Raw genomic sequence first — 16,418 nt, 5'->3', positions numbered from 1 at the left:
TCAGATGCCGATCCGGCGCCAGGCGCGCACCAGGCGCGAATAGGCCATCGGAACCGAAACGGGCTGCTCGCTCGGTCCGTAGCTGCCCCGGAATTCGTACCAATGGGCGACGAGGGTCAGGATCGCGCGGCGCAGCGTGTCGGGCACAGCGGGTCCCGCGGGTCCGAAGCCGGCGCGGAAGTCGATCTCGACGCCGGTCATGGAGGCCGACAGGGATCCCGGCTCGAAGGTCAAGGTGGCCGGCCGCCGCATGGTGTCGAGCCGGTAGGCGCTGCCCTCCAGAACGTTCGGATCGCCGTCCGGGTCGTAGACTGTGACCGCAACGATCGCGGCAACGGGATGGCGCGGCAGCGAAACGGGCGCCGCCGGCGCCTCGGACAGCGAAAGACGCCAAGTCTGGTCGATCAGGGCGAGGCCCGTATCGTCGGCGATAAAACGCGCGGCGGCATCGACCAGTTCGGCGATCAGCGTGTCTTCTCCTTCATGGGTGACGCGCAGATGCGCCTTGGCGTCCGCAAGCGTCACCGGCGGAACGGCCGGCGTGCCGATGGGCATCAGAACCATTGTTTGTCCTTTGCGAAATGGATGCGGACGGCCCGGCAGGGAGGCGGACCGGGCCGTCCGCTGCGGCGTGAAGCGCGGGGGACGAGGCCGCGCCTATCAGCTCACGCCGAACCGGATCAGCTTGATGGCATCGAAGTCCTGGATGCCGCCTCCGACGCGCTTGGTGGTGTAGAAGAGCACGTAGGGTTTGGCCGAATAGGGATCGCGCAGCACCGAGACGCCGCGCCGGTCGACCACCAGATAGCCGCGCGCGAAATCGCCGAAGGCGATGGCAGGCGCGTCTGTGGCGATGGCCGGCATGTCTTCGGATTCGTGCACCGAAAAGCCCATCAGGGAAGGCTTCTGCTCCGCCGTTGCCGGAGGCTGCCAGACATAGTTTCCGTCCGCATCCTTGAGCTTGCGGATGGCGGCCTGGGTCTTGCGGCTCATCAGCCAGGATGCGTTCTGCCGATAGCCGGCCTTGAGCGTGAACACCGTGTCGAGCAGCACGCCGGTCGCGTCGTCGGCAGGCAGATCGCCGGCCGTGCCGGTTGGAACATAGCCGAGATTGCCCCAGCTCCACGCACTCTCGTCGACCATGGTGTAGTCGAGAAGGCCGCGCGGCTTGTTGACGCCGTCGCCATTGACGAAGGCCGTTCCTTCCTGCTCTGCGAATGCCGCCTCGACCTCGGCGGAAATCCACTGGTCGATGTCGACGGCGCTGTCCTCGAGCAGGGTCGCGGTCGCCGCCGGCATGGCGTAGAGTTCCATCGTTGGAAACTGCAGTTCGGCCAGCGTTCCCGCCGCCGTCTCGGGACGCGCATCGGTTTCGCCGACCCAGCCGACCGCAGGGCCGCTGACGGCGAACGGCTTTTTCAGCACCGCGCCGGTGACCTGGCGCACGGTCGCCAGCGCGCGAACAGGCGACAAATCGCGCAAGCGGGCTGCGATGGCCGTCTCGGTCTCGGGCGGCACGAGAAAACCGCCGTCGGGACCCGAACCATAGGACATGGCCTTGGCTTCGAGACGCCGCAGGCCGGTTTCGTCGCCGCCGCGCACATAGCGCTCGAAAGCGGCCTTGTGTTCGCTCGCGCCAGCAAAGGCGAAGCCGCCGCCGGCTGCCGGCCGCGCGGCCTTGGCGACCAGCCGTTCAAGCACTCGCTTTTGCTCGTCAACCGCCTGGTTGATGCGGTCCACCTTGTCGGCGGAGACCGGATCCTCGCCGAGCTGGCTCTCCAACTCGCGCAGACGTTCGTCATTGGCCTGCTTGAACGCGTCGAAGGCCCGCATGAAATCGTCGAACGCCTCGGCGACATCCTGTGCATGGGAGACGGGCATGGGTTTGGCCGCGGGCATGGCCGGCGCGGCCGAGGCGGCCTTTCGCGCCGGAGCCATGCGGCACGTTTGGAGGGTGCTCATGATCGCAGTTCCTTGGTCTTGAGTGTGAGATGATCGGCGGCACGGCGGATGGTGCTCGCAAGCACAAGGCCGTCCTGCGCACCGGTTCCGGACGCGGCTTCCCGCCCGCGATCCAATGCGGCAAACCCCTTGGTGATGACCGTGCGGGCCTGCCGTCTGGTCAGCCCGGCATCGCGCACGAGCCAACGTTCGAAGTCCCGAACCGTCGGCAGGGTCGGCGCGGCCTTGACGGCCGCCACCCGTGCCTCGGGCAACATCGGGAAGGTGACGACGGAAATCTCCCAGAGATCGGCTTCGAGAATGTGGCGTGCGCCGGTGGCTGCATCGGTCTTGGCACGCACCGTCTTGAAGCCGATCGACAGGCCGTCGAGACCGCCCGCCTGCATCAGCGCCAGCACCTCGCGGCCCCGCGCGACTTCGGTGCTGATCCGGCCACAAACCTTCAGGCCGTGCGCATCCTCCTCGACCGACAGCCAGTGGCCGATCGGCTCGTCGGGATTGTGCTGGAACAGCATGCGGATGCCGCCGGCGCCCCTTTCGGCCAGCGATTTCGTGAACGCGCCGGCGGCGACCACTTCCTGACCCAGATCGACCGCGCCGAACACGGACGCATAGCCGGTGAACGTGCCTGTCTCATCGACATCGCCCAGTTCGGTCGCGGCGAATTTGCGATCAAGAGGGATCATCGGGCTTCCTTGTGCCGTTTTTTCCTTTCGGGCTGCCGCCGCGGTCGGCAAAGCGGATCGCCAGACCCATCGCCCACCAGATACTGACCGAGGCAAGCGCGGCGCCCATCAGTACGGTTTCGAACTCGCTGAGCACGTCCGCGATCGCCAGGCGTTCGGCGACCGCGACGCCGGCCGTGGTGCCGAAGACGACACCGCCGGTCACGCCGGTCATAAACCGCAACGCGGCCTCGCGGCGCGAGCGCGGAAACAGATAGGCGAGCGAGATCGCCGAGCCGGCGATCGCGCCGGCCAGCTTGGCGAGCCACACCGTGCCCGCCGGGTTGATGTCGGTCATGATGGTCAGCCGTTCCGTGTCGGCGTCGGCGCATAGCCGACCGCTTCACGTTTTTCGGTGTCCGTCAGGAAGGAGGCCGCTTCGAGCCGCGCCCATAGCGCGTCGCGCTCGGCCGCCAGCCCTTCGACCCGGTCGAGATCAATGCCAATCCGCATGCGCCCCGGATAGAGAGGCGCCAGCCAGCCCGAGAGCGCTTCGACCGTCCGGCGGACCAGCGGCAGAACCGTCAGGCGGTAGAAGGCGCGCTGTGCCTCCTGATAGTTGGAATAGGTGTTGTCGCCGGGAATGCCCAGGAGCATCGGCGGCACGCCGAAGGCGAGCGCGACGTCGCGGCTGGCCGAGTTCTTGGCTTCGATGAAGTCCATGTCGCGCGGCGTCAGGCCCATCGCCTTCCAGTCAAGCCCGCCTTCGAGCAGCAGCGGGCGGCCCGCATTGAGCGCGCCCGAATAGCCGTCGGCAAGTTCGCGCTTGAGCTGGTCATATTGCTCGGCCGTCAATGTCGAGCCGTCGCCCGGCGCATAGATCAGAGCGCCCGATGGCCGCGCCGCATTGTCGAGCAGCGCCTTGTTCCATTGGGCGGCGGCATTGTGGACGTCGAGCGCCATCAGCGCGGCCTCGAGCGGAGCGAATCCATCGGTCTCGCTGAGCGGATTGTAGAGCGACAGATGCACGACAGCCGGCGCGCGGCCGTCATCGTCCATGCCGATCGTGCGCGCTCCGTCGGCACCTTCGATGATGCAGCGGGCCGGCCATCCGCGCTCGTCATGCTCGATCCGCACGCGGTCGGGCCGGATCGCATGCAGCCGCATCCGGCCGTCGGCGGCCTCGACGCGTTCCAGATAGGCATTGCCTGACAGAAGCAGGTTGCCGAACAGCGTCTCGGCCAATGCGGTTCGCGACTGGCCGAGATTGGGGCGTTCGAGCGTGTCCACAAGCGGATGTTCGGCAAGGTCGCGGTCGCCTTCCTGCACGCTCCAGGGGACGGCGGCAGCGGCCTCCGACACCATCCGCACACACCGGTGCACGATCGGATTGCGCATGAACCCTTCGCGTGCCAGGGCGGAGAAGGAGGCATGCGTCCAGCCGGCATCGAGCATGGTGTGCATGGCGACAAAGCCCTGCGCGATGGCCGACTTGTGTTCAGGCACAGTGTTGCCCGCCGGATGCGTGTCGGCGGCGTTTGCGCGTGCCCGCCATCGACCGAGCATGGTCTTGACCCTGTTCATCGGTTCTTCCGTTGTTCACACGATCGCGCGGACGCGCGGACGGCCGCGCGCACCGGAAACCAGTTCGCCGATCGCCCAGACCAGCGCGTCGAGCCGGTCGGGAGAGCGGCCCGAAGAAAGCCCGTCCAGCCCGAAATCGCACATCTCGTCTTCCAGTTCTGCCAACACGCCCACATGGCGCACACGGCCCTGTTCATAGAGCGCGGCCACCGGTTCGGCGCGCAGCCATTTGGCGCGCGTCGCCCGCACCGGACTGACATTGACGGTCGGATCGACCATGCCGATCACGCTCTTGACCATGTCGCCGCCCTGGTTGACTTCGGCGACCATGATGTCGGCGCCTGCGGCGTGGTAGGCCGCAACCGCGCGGCCAGCCCATTGGCGCGGCGTCGCCGCGCCAATGCTGTGATCGGCGATGACGTCGACCACGCCCTCATCGGTGAGGCCGGCAATGACGATGCCGCACGCATCCGAAGTCGCTTTCGCACTGGCCGGAGGATCGACGGCAACGACGATCCGCCGATGGTCGTCGCGGCCGGCTGACCTGCTCCGCTCGAGCAGGTCGCGTGTCCAGAGCGCACCATCGCGTTCGCCGAGGATTTCGGCATCGAGTTCCTGCCGTCCAAGCCGCGTGCCGCCATAGCGCGCCTGCATCGTGTTCAGGAAGCCACGCGCCAGATTGGCGGCATTGTCGGCGGTTCTCATCCGGACGGTGACGGTTGCGGCATCATCCATGATGCGCGCCAGAAGCTTGAGCGGCCTCGGCGTTGTCGTCACCGCCAGGCGCGGCCAGTCGCCCAGGCGCAGGCCGAATTGCAGCATGTCCCAGCACTCGCCGGGATAGGGCCATTTGACCAGCTCATCGCACCAGGCGGCCGCGAATTGCGGCCCGCGCAAACTGCCCGGATCATGCGCAGAAAAAACCTGCGCCACCGCGCCCGTGGGCCAGACCAGCCGGCGCCGCGTTGCCTCGTAGACCGGCCGGTTATAGAGCGCCGAACGCAAAATGCCGGCCGGCCCCTCGATCATCACATCGCGCACATCGGCGATCGTTTCGCCTATCAAGGCGATCGGCGCCGATATGCCGTCGCCGAACGGACGGGCTGCGCTGGCAAGACCATGCACCCATTCGGCGCCGGCGCGCGTCTTGCCCGATCCGCGCCCGCCCAGCAAAAGCCATGTCGACCAGTTGCGGTCACGGGGCGGGGTCTGCGCCTCCCGCAGGGCCAGAAGTCCGCATCTGAGCGCCACACGCCGGACATGTCGCGACGGTGTCGTCAGCCACCATCGCGGCGGCACGTTCATGGGCAAGCTCGTCGATCCGTTTGTCGATCGCCTCAAAAAAGGCGCGCAGTTCCGCCAGTTCGTCTTCAGGCGTCTCGCCATCCGCGTCACCGCATAAAGCCTTGAGGTCGCCAAACCTCTCGGCCGCCTTGGTCAAAGCCGGAACGGCATCCAGAAACGGCCTGTCGACGCCCACGCTCTGCTCACCCAGCGCGATCACGCGCTCGGCCTGCACCTCAAGCTGCGCCTCCAGCGCCTCAAACACACGGGACGGCAGGGCGATGTACGGCGCCGCGCCTTGGCGGCCCGATCCGGAAACCATCGCAAACCTCTCTTGAAAACCCACAATGGGCCAACGATCCAGCCCTCGTCATGCGACGAAGCGCCGTGTCGACCCAATTTTGTGATTATGCCACTACCCTACGCCGGCACCGTCACGGTGTCAAGAAAATATTCCTATCATCGAGCATTTTTTTGAACGGACCTTCCATGTCGACCTCTTCCGACGCGCGCACTGCCACCGATTACCCGCCGATCAAACCGCAGCACACCGGGCTCGTGGGCAAATGCCCGCGCTGCGGCCGGGGCCGATTGTTTTCGGGCTTCCTCGCGTTGGCCGATCATTGTGAGGTGTGCGGTCTCGACTACGACTTCGCCGATCCGGCGGACGGGCCCGCCTTCTTCGTCATCACGTTCGCCTGCATCCCGGTGGTCGCGTTCGCGATCTGGATGGAGGTCGCCGTCGGCGCGCCCTATTGGCTCAACGCGCTTTTGACGTTTCCCCTGCTGCTGGCGTTCTGCGTTCTACCGCTGCGCCCGCTCAAAGGCCTGATGGTTGCAACGCAATACTATCACGGTGCCCGCGAAGGCGCGCTGGACCCGGCCGGGAACGCCGGAACCGGCGCCGGTCGTTAACGCCAAACACGGGCGGGCCATTGCCGGACATGGCGAAATGCGGCAAGACAGGATCAGGAGCCTGTGGGGTGCGGGCTCTGCGAGTTGGCATGAATGGGGCCGGGCGCCGGCAAGGCCGGCAGCGCAGCGCGCATTTTGCGACATGGATGATCTGAACCTGCCAGACGACGGCCGAAACAAGAGGCCGCACAAGAAGTCGTCATTCCTTCTGGAAATTGACGCGTGGATCGATTCGGCCATCTACAATTCCGGTTTCAGGGCGGCCCAGACCTGGGAAGACATCACGATCTTCTTCCGCAGGTTCCGCCCGCGCGGGTTTCGCCGTGTGTTCTTCGAGGCGGCCGGAGATGCGATGACGCTGGGCATGCTCGGCCTGATCGCGCTTCTGGCTTTGGCCATCCCGTCCTCGCGCGAAGTGGCGCAGGACTGGCGCAACCAGGACCAGTTCGCCGTCACCTTCCTTGACCGGTACGGCCGCGAGATCGGCCAGCGCGGTATTCTGCACACCGATGCGGTGCCGGTGGAGGATCTGCCCGATCATCTGGTGAAGGCGGTTCTGGCCACGGAGGACCGGCGCTTCTTCGATCATTTCGGCATCGATGCGATGGGGCTTGTGCGCGCGATGACGGAAAACGTACGCGCCAACTCTGTCGTGCAGGGCGGTTCGACGATCACCCAGCAGCTCGCCAAAAACCTGTTCCTGAGCAATGAGCGGACGCTGGAACGCAAGATAAAGGAGGCGTTCCTTGCGCTGTGGCTGGAGGCCAATCTGAGCAAGGAGGAGATCCTCAAGCTCTATCTCGACCGCGCCTATATGGGCGGCGGCACGTTTGGCGTGGGCGCTGCGGCGAAGTTCTACTTCGACAAGGATGTGCGTGACGTCAATCTGGCCGAGGCGGCGATGCTCGCGGGCCTGTTCAAGGCGCCGGCGCGCTTTGCACCGCACATCAACCTGCCGGCTGCACGCGGCCGGGCGAACGAGGTGCTGACCAACATCGTCCAGGCCGATTTCATGACCGAAGGCCAGGTCACCGGCGCACGGCGCGAGCCGGCCGACGTCGTGCTGCGCAACAATGCCGAAAGCCCGGATTACTTCCTCGATTGGGCATTCGAGGAGGTCAAGAACTTCATCATCGCCGAGAACCTGCCGTCCCGGTCCGTGGTGGTGCGGACGACGATCGATTCGGAGTTGCAGCGAGCTTCGGAAGAGTCCGTGCAATTCTTTCTGCGCAAGCATGGGCAGGATTACAATGTCGGCGAAGCCGCGGTGGTGCTGATCGAGGCCAATGGCGCGGTCCGCGCCCTTGTCGGCGGACGCGACTACGGGGTGAGCCAGTTCAACCGGGCGACTGCGGCGGAGCGTCAAGCCGGCTCGTCGTTCAAGACCTATGTCTACGCGGCGGCCATCGACGCGGGACTTACCGACGCCACCGTCATCGCCGACCAGCCGATAACCTGGCGCGGATGGTCGCCGCAGAACTACAACCGCTCCTTTGCCGGACGGGTCACACTGGCGACCGCCCTGGCCCGCTCGATCAACACGGTTCCGGTCCGTATCGCGCGCGACCATCTGGGCGGAACCAAACCGATCGTGGACATGGCGGCGAAGATGGGCGTCGAATCGAACATCATCAGCCATCACACAATGGTGCTGGGCACGGCGGGGATGACGGTCATGGACCAGGCGACGGGTTATCTGACGCTGGCCAGCGGCGGCATTGCCGGTACCCGCCACGCCTTCACCCAAATCAAGAGCGTGTCGGGCGAAATCATCTATGACCGCCGGCGCACAACCATCGAGGGAACGCGCGTCCTCGACGCCGACAAAGCCGAGATGCTGAACCGGATGCTGGTCAATGTGACCGAGTGGGGCACCGGACGACGTGCGGCGCTCGACGGGATCAAGGTCGCCGGCAAAACGGGAACGACGCAAGCCTACCGCGACGCCTGGTTTGTCGGCTACACCGGCAATTTCACCGCGGCGGTATGGTACGGCAATGACGATTATACGCCGACCAACCGGCTGACCGGCGGCCGTCTTCCCGCCATGACATGGCAGCGCATCATGTCCTATGCACACCGCGATGTGGACCTTGTGCCGCTTCCCGGCGTCGAGGACTCGATCCGTCCGGTGGCCGAGGAAGAACCGGCAATCGCAACCGAAGAGGGTGTTGAGTCTCTGCCATTGCGACGGCTGGCCTTGTCCGAAGAAGCCGTCCGGTTCCTGATCGCGCTGGAGGACAGGCTGGGCAGCGTGGCACCGCTGTCCTCTGATCCGCAGCAGCTTGCCGCGCGGTCGCGTTGACATGCAGCGACGGGCCGATGCACAGCGCGGGCGCGGCGCAACAACGCGCGCCAGGATGGGCTTTTTCGTTCCGACACAGCCCGCAGCTCCCGCCAGACTCCCGACGTCCGTCCAATGATGCGCACAATCCTGACCGTCGCCTATGTGCTGGGCCTTGCATTCGCCTTGGGCAGCTACAGCGCGTGGGCGATCACCGATCGGTTCGCCGGTTTTTCCGCCCTGTCCATAGGCCAGTGGACGGGTTATCCGCGCGCCGGCTCGCAAGACGCCGATCCCTACGCGCGCGCTCATGCCGCCCGCAATGGGGGAATTGCGCTCGGTGCGGCCGAAGGTCTGGCGTTCAGCGCAGCCCGCGATTCAGAAGGTGCAATGATCGTGGGTACCTGCAGCTATGTCATAGAAGGCCGTCTGCCCGCCAGCCGGCTTTGGACGCTTCGGACCGTCGACCAGAACGGTCGGACACTGGAGGCCCCCGAAGGATTGTCGGCCCGAACCCACAACCGGGCAATCCTGCACGATCCCGATGGCAGCATCCGCATTTTGGTGTCCGACGAGGCGGAACCCGGCAACTGGTTACATCTGGATCACGAAGGACCGGTTCGGTTCGTCCTGGCGCTCTACGATACGGCCATCGCGACAAGCACGGGCCTGATCGATTTCTCGATGCCGGACGTGCGGCGTGTGAGGTGCCAGTCTTGACGCGGTTCCTTTATGCAACCCTGGTCGGTCTGGTCGGGGCGGCTGTTGTGCACCTGGTCATCGTTTTCCTGCTGCCGCTTGTGTCCGCAAACACGCCCTGGAACCAGATTGCCGGACAAACCGAGGAAAACCGTCCATATCGGTTGCCGACCAGAACGGCCGATGCCGCGTTCGGAAGCGGGGTGCACGGAACCGACCCCTTTTTTGAAACGATCGTTTGCCGGTACGATCTGGCCGATGGCGCCGCGCACCTGCGGTCAACCGGGCGTGTTCCGCTTTGGACGGTCAATCTCTACGACAGTTTGGGGACCGGCTTTTTTTCCGCCAACGACCGGCTGGCGGCCGGTCAGCGCCTGGATCTGGCGGTTCTGAACGCCTCGCAGTTGCGCTTTGTCCGACAGAGCACGCCCACCGAACTGGCCGGCGCGATCATAGCGTCCGCAGACGATCCGCGCGGATTTGCGGTGGTGCGGGTGTTTGTGCCGGACGAGACGTGGACCGGCATCAGCGCGCGCTTTGCCGATGCGTTGGAATGCCGATCGCTGGAGTTCTGACGCCGCTGGCCCGGCAATCTCAGTGATCGGTTGCGGGCGCCTTTGCGCGACGGCGGGCAGATCGGTCTTTGCCTTTGGCGCCGGACGAGGCCTTGCCGCCGATCGGCTCGCGACGAACGCCCGTGAACAGCAGCAGTGTTGCCGGGCCGGTTTTCGCCAGAAGATCGGACCGGCGCTTCGATTGCAGCCGTTCATACGCCGCCCGGTAGGAGGCCATTGCAACGATGTCGGCCATGGGAACCCCTTTTCGTGTCCGATGGCGAGTAACCCAAGGTTGCGTGCTTATGGTTAACGCATTGCTAACGCTTGCGCGCTAGCTTTGCTTGCATGCAGAACCAACGCCTAGCCAGGATGCTCATCGAGAACGCCGAACAGTTCGCGCGGCTGAGCAATCCTTCCACCGAAGATTGCATGCGCATCCAGAAGCACATTCTGGAGAACATCGATCTGGTCTCCGCGGACGACCGACGCGCGATCGCCGCGATTTTCGCACCATTGGCCACAACTCCGCTGGAGATCGTGCACTTCTTCTGCGACAGCGACGAAGCGATCGCGGCACCTTTCGTTGCCAGGACGCCGGCGGTCGACGATCGCATGTTGTTGACGATGATCGGCAGCTACCGTGCCGGTCCGCGCGTACGCGCCATCGCGCGCCGGCCAGACCTGTCGGGTCCCGTGCGCGCCGCGCTGCGCGGGCTTGACGATCCGGCCGTCGATCGCGCGCTTGAATTGCGCCAAACCCCGCAAACGGCTCAACGCTCCGCCAATGGGCATGAGCGCAGCGGTCCGACCCAGCGTCTGGACGCCGGCGCGCTCAGCCAGATCGCGGTTCTGGCCGGCGAACAATCGCGGTCGCTGTTCGAAACCGCTCTGGCGGACTGTACCGGGCTTTCCATGACCAGCGCGCGCATCCTGTGCGACGATCCGACGTCGCGCAATCTGCTTTTTGCCTTGCGTTTCATGGGCTTCGATGGCGAGCAGGCCATGTCCGTCTTTCAGGGTCTCGCACCGGATTTGGCCAACGATACCGGCGTACAACGCAGGTTCCGCTCCGCCTACGACGCAGTCGGCCTTCATGATGCGGCCGACCGTGTCCGGCGGTGGCAACTCGAAGAACTGAAATCGCTTGTGGCGGGGCAACAGGCGGCCAATTCGCAGATCGAACCGGCTCCGGTTGCGGACAAGGGCGCCGCCTGACAGCGCAGGCTAGCCCTCAACCGCAAGCGCGATCAGGCCGTCCACCGGCCTGTTCCAGTTCTCGATCTCGACAAGCCAGAAATCGGGATCGAAGCGGGCTTCGCTTTCGGAGAACTGACGCAGGGCCTCGTCGCCTTCGAGCTTGCGGGACAGCACGAACCGGCGCCCTTCATCCGCCAAATCGGGCGTGTCCGGGCCGGGCGGCGCACTCTGGTAAACGTCATAGGAACCGCTTGCATGATCGGCCAGCACGATTACGACAGCGCCTGCCTGGGCGTTGCCGCGCCGTGCCACATAGCCGAACGCGCCACCGGCGCGGGCCGTGCGCAAAAGCGCACCGACGAAGATTTCCGATGTGACGCGCGGTGCCATCGACCGGCCTTTAATCGATCAGGCCGACCGCGACCATCTTGTCGAGCAGCGCGGTGTCGATTTCGCCCGTGACCGGCATCCGAAACAAAGCCTGGAACTCGCGAACCGCCATGCGGGTCTGCTCTCCGGCGACGCCATCGACGCGGATATCGTCGTTGCCGAATGCCTTCAGTCCCGCCTGGACCCGCAAAACGTCCGGATCGGCGACGGGCGCCAGCGCGGCGTCCTGCACCCTGTTGTGCTCCTGCGCCGCCGGCGCGCTCACCGGTGGGGTTCCGATCTGCGGAGCCGGCGCGGCCGGCCGCGGACGCGGGATCGCAGCGGTGACCATCATGTTGTTGCGCAGGCTGGTCAGCAATTCGTCGGCCGACAGGTCGATGCCGCGCAGGCCGACGCTCGTCTTGTAGGCCTCGATGGCGGCTTGCGTGCGTGGTCCGGCAATGCCATCGACGGCTGCGTCGTAAAAGCCAAGCTCTGCCAGCATCTGCTGGAGTTCGGCCGTCGGGTCCTGCTGTGTGGACGTGATTTGTGGTGCGGCCACGACCTGCTCGACAGTCGCGGAATCGGCCACCCGCTCGCTCGGCCGTGCCAGCGGAACGGCGCCGGGCACCGACGTGTCGGTGGGATCTTCATTGAAAACGATGCGGGTGACCGACGATGGCTCCGGCGATCCGCCGTCCGTGGTGCGTTCGTCACTGCGAAGCGCGTGGCGTCTGTCCGTCAGCGTATCGCGGGTCTCGAAAAAAGCCGAGGGATGCGCGCCGTCCTGCAGATAAAGCGCATTGATGCTGGCGTAGGAGACCACGCCGAAAACGCCGAGCCCGGCAAGAACAGGCCGACGATTCCGGACGGCAAGGCGCCACAGCCCGTGCGTCAGCTCGCCGAGCACACTGTCACGATCATCCATGTCAGCCAAATAGTCGCGGCGCATCGGCGATCTCCTTGTCATTGTCTTCGTTCGGATCCGGGCTTGACGGCCTTAGCGGGGTGATCCGGTCATCCGTGTTCCCGCTGGCCGCGGCTTCGGCGGTGACATGAGGCAGGATCACGGTCACGCACGTGCCGATCTCCGGAGCGCTCTCGATTTGCATCGTGCCGCCATGCAATGCTGCCAGGCCCTTGACGAGAGACAGTCCGAGCCCTGTTCCCTCGCATTGCCGTGTGTAGGAATTGTCGATCTGGGAAAACGGCCGGCCCAGCTGGTCGATGTCCTCGGGCGCGATGCCGATCCCGGTGTCCGAAACCCGCAGAACGAGCGCATCGGGCGACGTCTCGGCATCGATCGTCACGCAGCCATTTTCAGGCGTGAACTTGACCGCGTTGGTCAGCAGATTGGTGACGATCTGACGGACCGCGCGCCGGTCGGCATGGGCGGGAGCGCCCGTCTTCTCCATGTGGAGATTGACGTGGACGCCCCTGGCTTGGGCGCGCGGAGCGATCATTTTCGCCACGTCGCGAACGGTGCGCTCGAGATCGAAGGCTTCACGATTGATCGCGTATCGGCCCGCACCGATCTTCGAAACGTCGAGCATGGCGTTGACGACCGAAAGAAGGTGGGTGGCCGCATCATGGATCAGGTCGGCATAATCGCGCTGACGGTCGGGCGGCAGGGTACCCAGCGTATCGCCGCGAACCAGATCGGCAAATCCGATGATCGCGTTGAGCGGCGTGCGCAACTCGTGGCTGACCATGGCAAGGCGGNACCCCGCCCGAAGCATCCGGCGACAGGATCACAGCGGCCGGCTCCAGCGACTGACGATCGCCGGCGCCGCTGCGGTCGAAGCGAACGGTGAGGCCCACAGGGGCCGCATCGCGCACACAGGCGCGCGACACGGCGCGCAGGAAGGCGACACGATCACCGACATGGATGCGGTCAAGCATGCGGTCACCGGCGGCCAGTGGCCCGGCCATGCGGTCGGGAAAGTCAAAGCGCCTGCGAACGACCGTCTTTTCGTCGATGTGAACGGCCCGGGCCAAGGCCGGTTTCGACGCGACGCTATCGGGCGATGCCGGCTTGGCTTGCGGGCCGCCGCCTGGTTGCCTGACAGCGATCGCCGCCCGGGCAGCCCAAACGGCGCCCAAGGCAAAGAGCGACGACGACAGTATTGCCGCAACGGTCAGGGACAATGGCGCATCGCCATTGCCGAACGCCGCCGCCAGGACCAGCCCTCCAGCGGCGCCGGAAACGGCCGCAGCCAGCAGCGCAGCAATCAGCCGGCGGCCAAAGCGGCCACCCGATGCAGCCCAACCCCAGCCGTCGACGGGACTGTTTTCGAGAAAACGCAACACGATACTCAAACACCCAACCGCAAATCCCAACGGCAGACCGACACTCCCATGCCACCGTTTACGAATGGATAAACCGGAGCCCGCAAGAACGCCGGACAAAGTCGATTGAGGGTCGAGCCCCTGCCAATTGACGGATATGGTTAACGGATGGATATCGGCGTCAAACCTTTGACCCCACGCCACTTTTCGAGATGAATGGCATTTTATCGGAATTTGTCGAAATTCGAGCTGCGGTCCGGCACGAGCGTTTCACGGCTCTCGACGACAATGTCTGCGGGACAATCGCTTTCGGGGACGACGAGATGATCCGCTTTGCGTTCAAAATGACCGTGTGGGGCTTTCTGGGCCTGATGATCTTGCCGAGCCTTGTTCCGGCAGACGAAGCGGGCACGATTGCCGCAGCCGACGCCGGAACGAACGCCCAGACATCGATCCACGCGGCGCGCTTCGCCGGCGCGGTGGCCGAAGACATGGGTTCGCTGTGCACGCGCCAACCCGCGCTTTGCGAGAGCGGCCGGGCGCTCGCCGATGCGGCGCTGGCGCGTGCGCATCAGGGGCTTGTCATCGCGGCGGGCTTCATCGAGCGGGCGCAAGCGGGCGATGAAGCCGCGCAGTCGCCCCAGGAAGGCGCCTGACACCGGACAGCCTGGCGCGCCGAGCGGCCCCTTGAGGCTGGTCGGCAACGGCCATATGTAGGACGCAGCCAAGTCCGCATCCGGGTCCGCAATGACACGTGCCATCGATACGATCATCGACGATTTCGACCTCCTTGACGATTGGGAGGACAAGTACCGCTATGTCATCGAGCTCGGACGCGAACTGCCCGATATGGACGACAGCGAGAAAACCGCCGCAAACAAGGTCAATGGCTGCGTCAGCCAGGTTTGGGTCGTCGCCGAGCCCGGCGAGGGCGAAACGCTGCACTTTCGCGGCGACTCGGATGCCCACATCGTTCGCGGTCTCGTGGCGATCATGATCAGCGCGCTGTCCGGAAAGCCGTCGCACGACATCGTTGCGTTCGATGCCGAGGCCCTGTTCAAGCGCATCGGCCTGGACAGCCACCTGACGCCGCAGCGTGCGAACGGACTTCGGTCCATGGTCGAACGCATGAAGGCGGAGGCCGCCGGCATGGCCGCGGCCTGAGCGCGGGGCGCACCGGTCACATGGGCGGGCGGTAATCCGACCCGCCCCAGTGCCGCATGCGTCGCGGCGCATCCGGCGGTGGCGGATTGTAGTGCCTGTCCAGAGCCTCAAGCGCCGTTCTGAGCACGACCTTTGCCGAACGGCGCGGCCATTTGCGCTCCAGTTCCACCTGCTCAAGTCCCTTGAGAAAACAGCACACATCCGCCAGAAGCCCGGCCAGTTCGGGACCGACAGCGTCAAGCGCGCGATTGAACCGGGCGCGAGCATCAAGCGCACGGTCGGACAGATCCTGCCGCCCTTTTGCGCCGCCGCCATCGCGTACGGTGCGGGCCGGATCCCACGAAACGGAAACGGACGCTGCCAATTGACCGAACTCGAAGTCGGAGCGCAATCGTTCGCCCGCCAGCAGATGGCTCTGCTCAAGCCATGCTCCGCCCCGCGAACCGCCGGGCCGCGCCAATCGCGCAAGTGGTGATTCGGCGTTGTTGCGGATGAGGCCCGATTGGCCGTCGATTGCGGTGCTCGTGACCTGCCGGTGCTGGCCTGCGAAATCGCCGCCGGCCATCGTCCGCTTGCGCCAGGTAAGACCATCGTTACTGACCGACGCCAGCGTCCGCCCCGTGGAAGGACATGCGGAGAGATCGAGCCAACCCTTGCGAACCATCGCCTCAAACTGCGCGGCGGGACAGCGCACGGCGCGGATATCGGTCAGATGCAGCACACAGGTCCCGGCGCCGCCATCGGTAACCGGAACCGCCCCGTGCCGGTCAAGCGCGCCAAGCAGCCGCATGGCGCGCCTGGCAAGACTGTTACCGGCCATTGCCGACGTCCCGCGATGTCCCGAGATGGAAGGCGGCCCGAACGATCTGCTCGACGCGAGCGACGATCTGGTTGAACTCGAGATCGTCGCGCATGTCCTCAACCAGATGACAGGCGTACATGACCGTGCTCTTGTTGCGTCCAAAGCCGGTCGCCACGTCCACCATGCGCATTCCCAGCGTGGTGTGGGCGATGTACATGCCAATCTGGCGCACGCGGGCAATGGCGCGTCCGTGTCGTTTCGGCGACCGCAAATAACGTCCGCTGACCGAGAACAGAACCGCGATCAGATCGATCAGGCCATCGCAGACGGCAACGGCCTCCTCGCCAGCGGGCGAACCGGCCAGGGTGGAGCAGGCGTGTGTGACGTCATGGTCTTCCGGACACGGCCAGTCGACCTCGTCCGCCTCGGCGAATACCCGTCTGAACTGAATGGCCCCGGCATGCTCCAAGCCTTGCATCATCACCTCCATATTGAGGAATAAATTCTTATATTGATGCAGACAAGGTTTGATAGGAAATTTTACCTGGGCAATACAAATTGTTGATTGCGCTTTGTTTTCCAAATCGGCTCGGCACGTTCGGGGGCGACTTATCGAACGTCTCCGGCGCCCTCTTATCGTGACCCAC

The 16,418-nt window shown here is 65.2% G+C and carries 20 protein-coding genes; 7 read left to right on the top strand and 13 right to left on the bottom strand.

Going from position 1 to position 16,418, the window contains the following annotated elements; genetic code table 11:
* The 7 genes from DEM25_RS10585 to DEM25_RS17625 form a co-directional block, all read right to left on the bottom strand.
* Complete coding sequence (locus tag DEM25_RS10585) at window positions 1-564, bottom strand: head-tail connector protein (protein ID WP_109767298.1); 564 nt, start codon at window positions 562-564, stop codon at window positions 1-3.
* Between the two features lie 96 nt (window positions 565-660).
* On the bottom strand, window positions 661-1,899 hold the full coding sequence (locus DEM25_RS10580) for a phage major capsid protein (protein ID WP_245412874.1): 1,239 nt from the start codon (window positions 1,897-1,899) through the stop codon (window positions 661-663).
* 59 nt (window positions 1,900-1,958) lie between these two features.
* Complete coding sequence (locus DEM25_RS10575; RefSeq protein ID WP_109767300.1) at window positions 1,959-2,648, bottom strand: HK97 family phage prohead protease; 690 nt, start codon at window positions 2,646-2,648, stop codon at window positions 1,959-1,961.
* Window positions 2,635-2,985 carry a DUF6107 family protein gene (locus DEM25_RS10570; RefSeq protein WP_109767301.1) on the bottom strand — a complete coding sequence of 117 codons (351 nt, stop codon included), beginning with the start codon at window positions 2,983-2,985 and terminating at the stop codon, window positions 2,635-2,637. The genes DEM25_RS10575 and DEM25_RS10570 overlap by 14 nt, the downstream gene beginning before the upstream one ends.
* Window positions 2,986-2,990: 5 nt before the next feature.
* Window positions 2,991-4,193, bottom strand: coding sequence for a phage portal protein (locus DEM25_RS10565; RefSeq protein WP_109767381.1), 1,203 nt, complete (start codon window positions 4,191-4,193; stop codon window positions 2,991-2,993).
* A gap of 33 nt (window positions 4,194-4,226) precedes the next feature.
* Window positions 4,227-5,462, bottom strand: a complete 1,236-nt coding sequence (locus DEM25_RS10560) for a DNA-packaging protein (RefSeq protein WP_245412866.1) — start codon at window positions 5,460-5,462, stop codon at window positions 4,227-4,229.
* Window positions 5,407-5,817 (bottom strand): phospholipase D-like domain-containing protein, encoded by a 411-nt coding sequence (locus DEM25_RS17625; protein ID WP_109767303.1) that lies wholly within the window; start codon window positions 5,815-5,817, stop codon window positions 5,407-5,409. The genes DEM25_RS10560 and DEM25_RS17625 overlap by 56 nt, the downstream gene beginning before the upstream one ends.
* A 167-nt stretch (window positions 5,818-5,984) precedes the next feature.
* Here DEM25_RS17625 and DEM25_RS10555 point away from each other — a divergent pair, with 167 nt between their 5' ends.
* The 4 genes from DEM25_RS10555 to DEM25_RS10540 all read left to right on the top strand — a co-directional run bounded on the left by DEM25_RS10555 (window position 5,985) and on the right by DEM25_RS10540 (window position 9,968).
* On the top strand, window positions 5,985-6,410 hold the full coding sequence (locus DEM25_RS10555) for a DUF983 domain-containing protein (RefSeq protein WP_109767304.1): 426 nt from the start codon (window positions 5,985-5,987) through the stop codon (window positions 6,408-6,410).
* Window positions 6,411-6,552: 142 nt separating this feature from the next.
* Window positions 6,553-8,715: a transglycosylase domain-containing protein gene (locus tag DEM25_RS10550; protein WP_109767382.1), complete on the top strand. Its 2,163-nt coding sequence runs from the start codon at window positions 6,553-6,555 to the stop codon at window positions 8,713-8,715.
* Between the two features lie 114 nt (window positions 8,716-8,829).
* On the top strand, window positions 8,830-9,414 hold the full coding sequence (locus DEM25_RS10545; protein ID WP_109767305.1) for a DUF1214 domain-containing protein: 585 nt from the start codon (window positions 8,830-8,832) through the stop codon (window positions 9,412-9,414).
* Window positions 9,411-9,968 carry a DUF1254 domain-containing protein gene (locus DEM25_RS10540; RefSeq protein WP_109767306.1) on the top strand — a complete coding sequence of 186 codons (558 nt, stop codon included), beginning with the start codon at window positions 9,411-9,413 and terminating at the stop codon, window positions 9,966-9,968. The genes DEM25_RS10545 and DEM25_RS10540 overlap by 4 nt, the downstream gene beginning before the upstream one ends.
* 19 nt (window positions 9,969-9,987) lie before the next feature.
* Here the strand turns inward: DEM25_RS10540 and DEM25_RS10535 are convergent, their stop codons facing one another.
* Window positions 9,988-10,203 (bottom strand): hypothetical protein, encoded by a 216-nt coding sequence (locus DEM25_RS10535; protein WP_109767307.1) that lies wholly within the window; start codon window positions 10,201-10,203, stop codon window positions 9,988-9,990.
* A gap of 116 nt (window positions 10,204-10,319) precedes the next feature.
* Here DEM25_RS10535 and DEM25_RS10530 point away from each other — a divergent pair, with 116 nt between their 5' ends.
* Entirely contained in the window at window positions 10,320-11,165 is an 846-nt protein-coding gene (locus DEM25_RS10530) for a hypothetical protein (RefSeq protein WP_109767308.1), read from the top strand.
* Window positions 11,166-11,174: 9 nt separating this feature from the next.
* On the opposite strand, the gene DEM25_RS10525 is transcribed toward DEM25_RS10530, so the two are convergent.
* The 3 genes from DEM25_RS10525 to DEM25_RS10515 are packed head-to-tail and all read right to left on the bottom strand — an operon-like array spanning window position 11,175 to window position 13,228.
* Window positions 11,175-11,537 (bottom strand): DUF1491 family protein, encoded by a 363-nt coding sequence (locus tag DEM25_RS10525; RefSeq protein ID WP_109767309.1) that lies wholly within the window; start codon window positions 11,535-11,537, stop codon window positions 11,175-11,177.
* 10 nt (window positions 11,538-11,547) lie between these two features.
* Window positions 11,548-12,468 (bottom strand): peptidoglycan-binding domain-containing protein, encoded by a 921-nt coding sequence (locus DEM25_RS10520; protein WP_158585244.1) that lies wholly within the window; start codon window positions 12,466-12,468, stop codon window positions 11,548-11,550.
* Complete coding sequence (locus DEM25_RS10515; protein ID WP_158585243.1) at window positions 12,446-13,228, bottom strand: sensor histidine kinase; 783 nt, start codon at window positions 13,226-13,228, stop codon at window positions 12,446-12,448. The genes DEM25_RS10520 and DEM25_RS10515 overlap by 23 nt, the downstream gene beginning before the upstream one ends.
* Window positions 13,229-14,128: 900 nt before the next feature.
* On the opposite strand from DEM25_RS10515, the gene DEM25_RS10510 reads away from it, so the two are divergent.
* On the top strand, window positions 14,129-14,461 hold the full coding sequence (locus DEM25_RS10510; RefSeq protein WP_158585242.1) for a DUF5330 domain-containing protein: 333 nt from the start codon (window positions 14,129-14,131) through the stop codon (window positions 14,459-14,461).
* 91 nt (window positions 14,462-14,552) lie between these two features.
* Window positions 14,553-14,969, top strand: coding sequence for a SufE family protein (locus DEM25_RS10505; RefSeq protein WP_109767313.1), 417 nt, complete (start codon window positions 14,553-14,555; stop codon window positions 14,967-14,969).
* Between the two features lie 16 nt (window positions 14,970-14,985).
* Here DEM25_RS10505 and DEM25_RS10500 read toward each other — a convergent pair whose 3' ends face one another.
* On the bottom strand, window positions 14,986-15,789 hold the full coding sequence (locus tag DEM25_RS10500) for a DUF6456 domain-containing protein (RefSeq protein WP_109767314.1): 804 nt from the start codon (window positions 15,787-15,789) through the stop codon (window positions 14,986-14,988).
* The gene (locus tag DEM25_RS10495; protein ID WP_245412865.1) at window positions 15,779-16,354 is read right to left on the bottom strand and encodes a helix-turn-helix domain-containing protein; all 576 of its coding nucleotides are present in this window, start codon (window positions 16,352-16,354) and stop codon (window positions 15,779-15,781) included. Before DEM25_RS10495 ends, DEM25_RS10500 begins: the two co-directional genes overlap by 11 nt.
* Between the last annotated feature and the right edge of the window lie 64 nt (window positions 16,355-16,418).

This window comes from Oceaniradius stylonematis (assembly GCF_003149475.2).
GTDB lineage: Bacteria > Pseudomonadota > Alphaproteobacteria > Rhizobiales > Rhizobiaceae > Roseitalea > Roseitalea stylonematis.
This window is presented reverse-complemented; position numbering and strand designations above follow the sequence as displayed.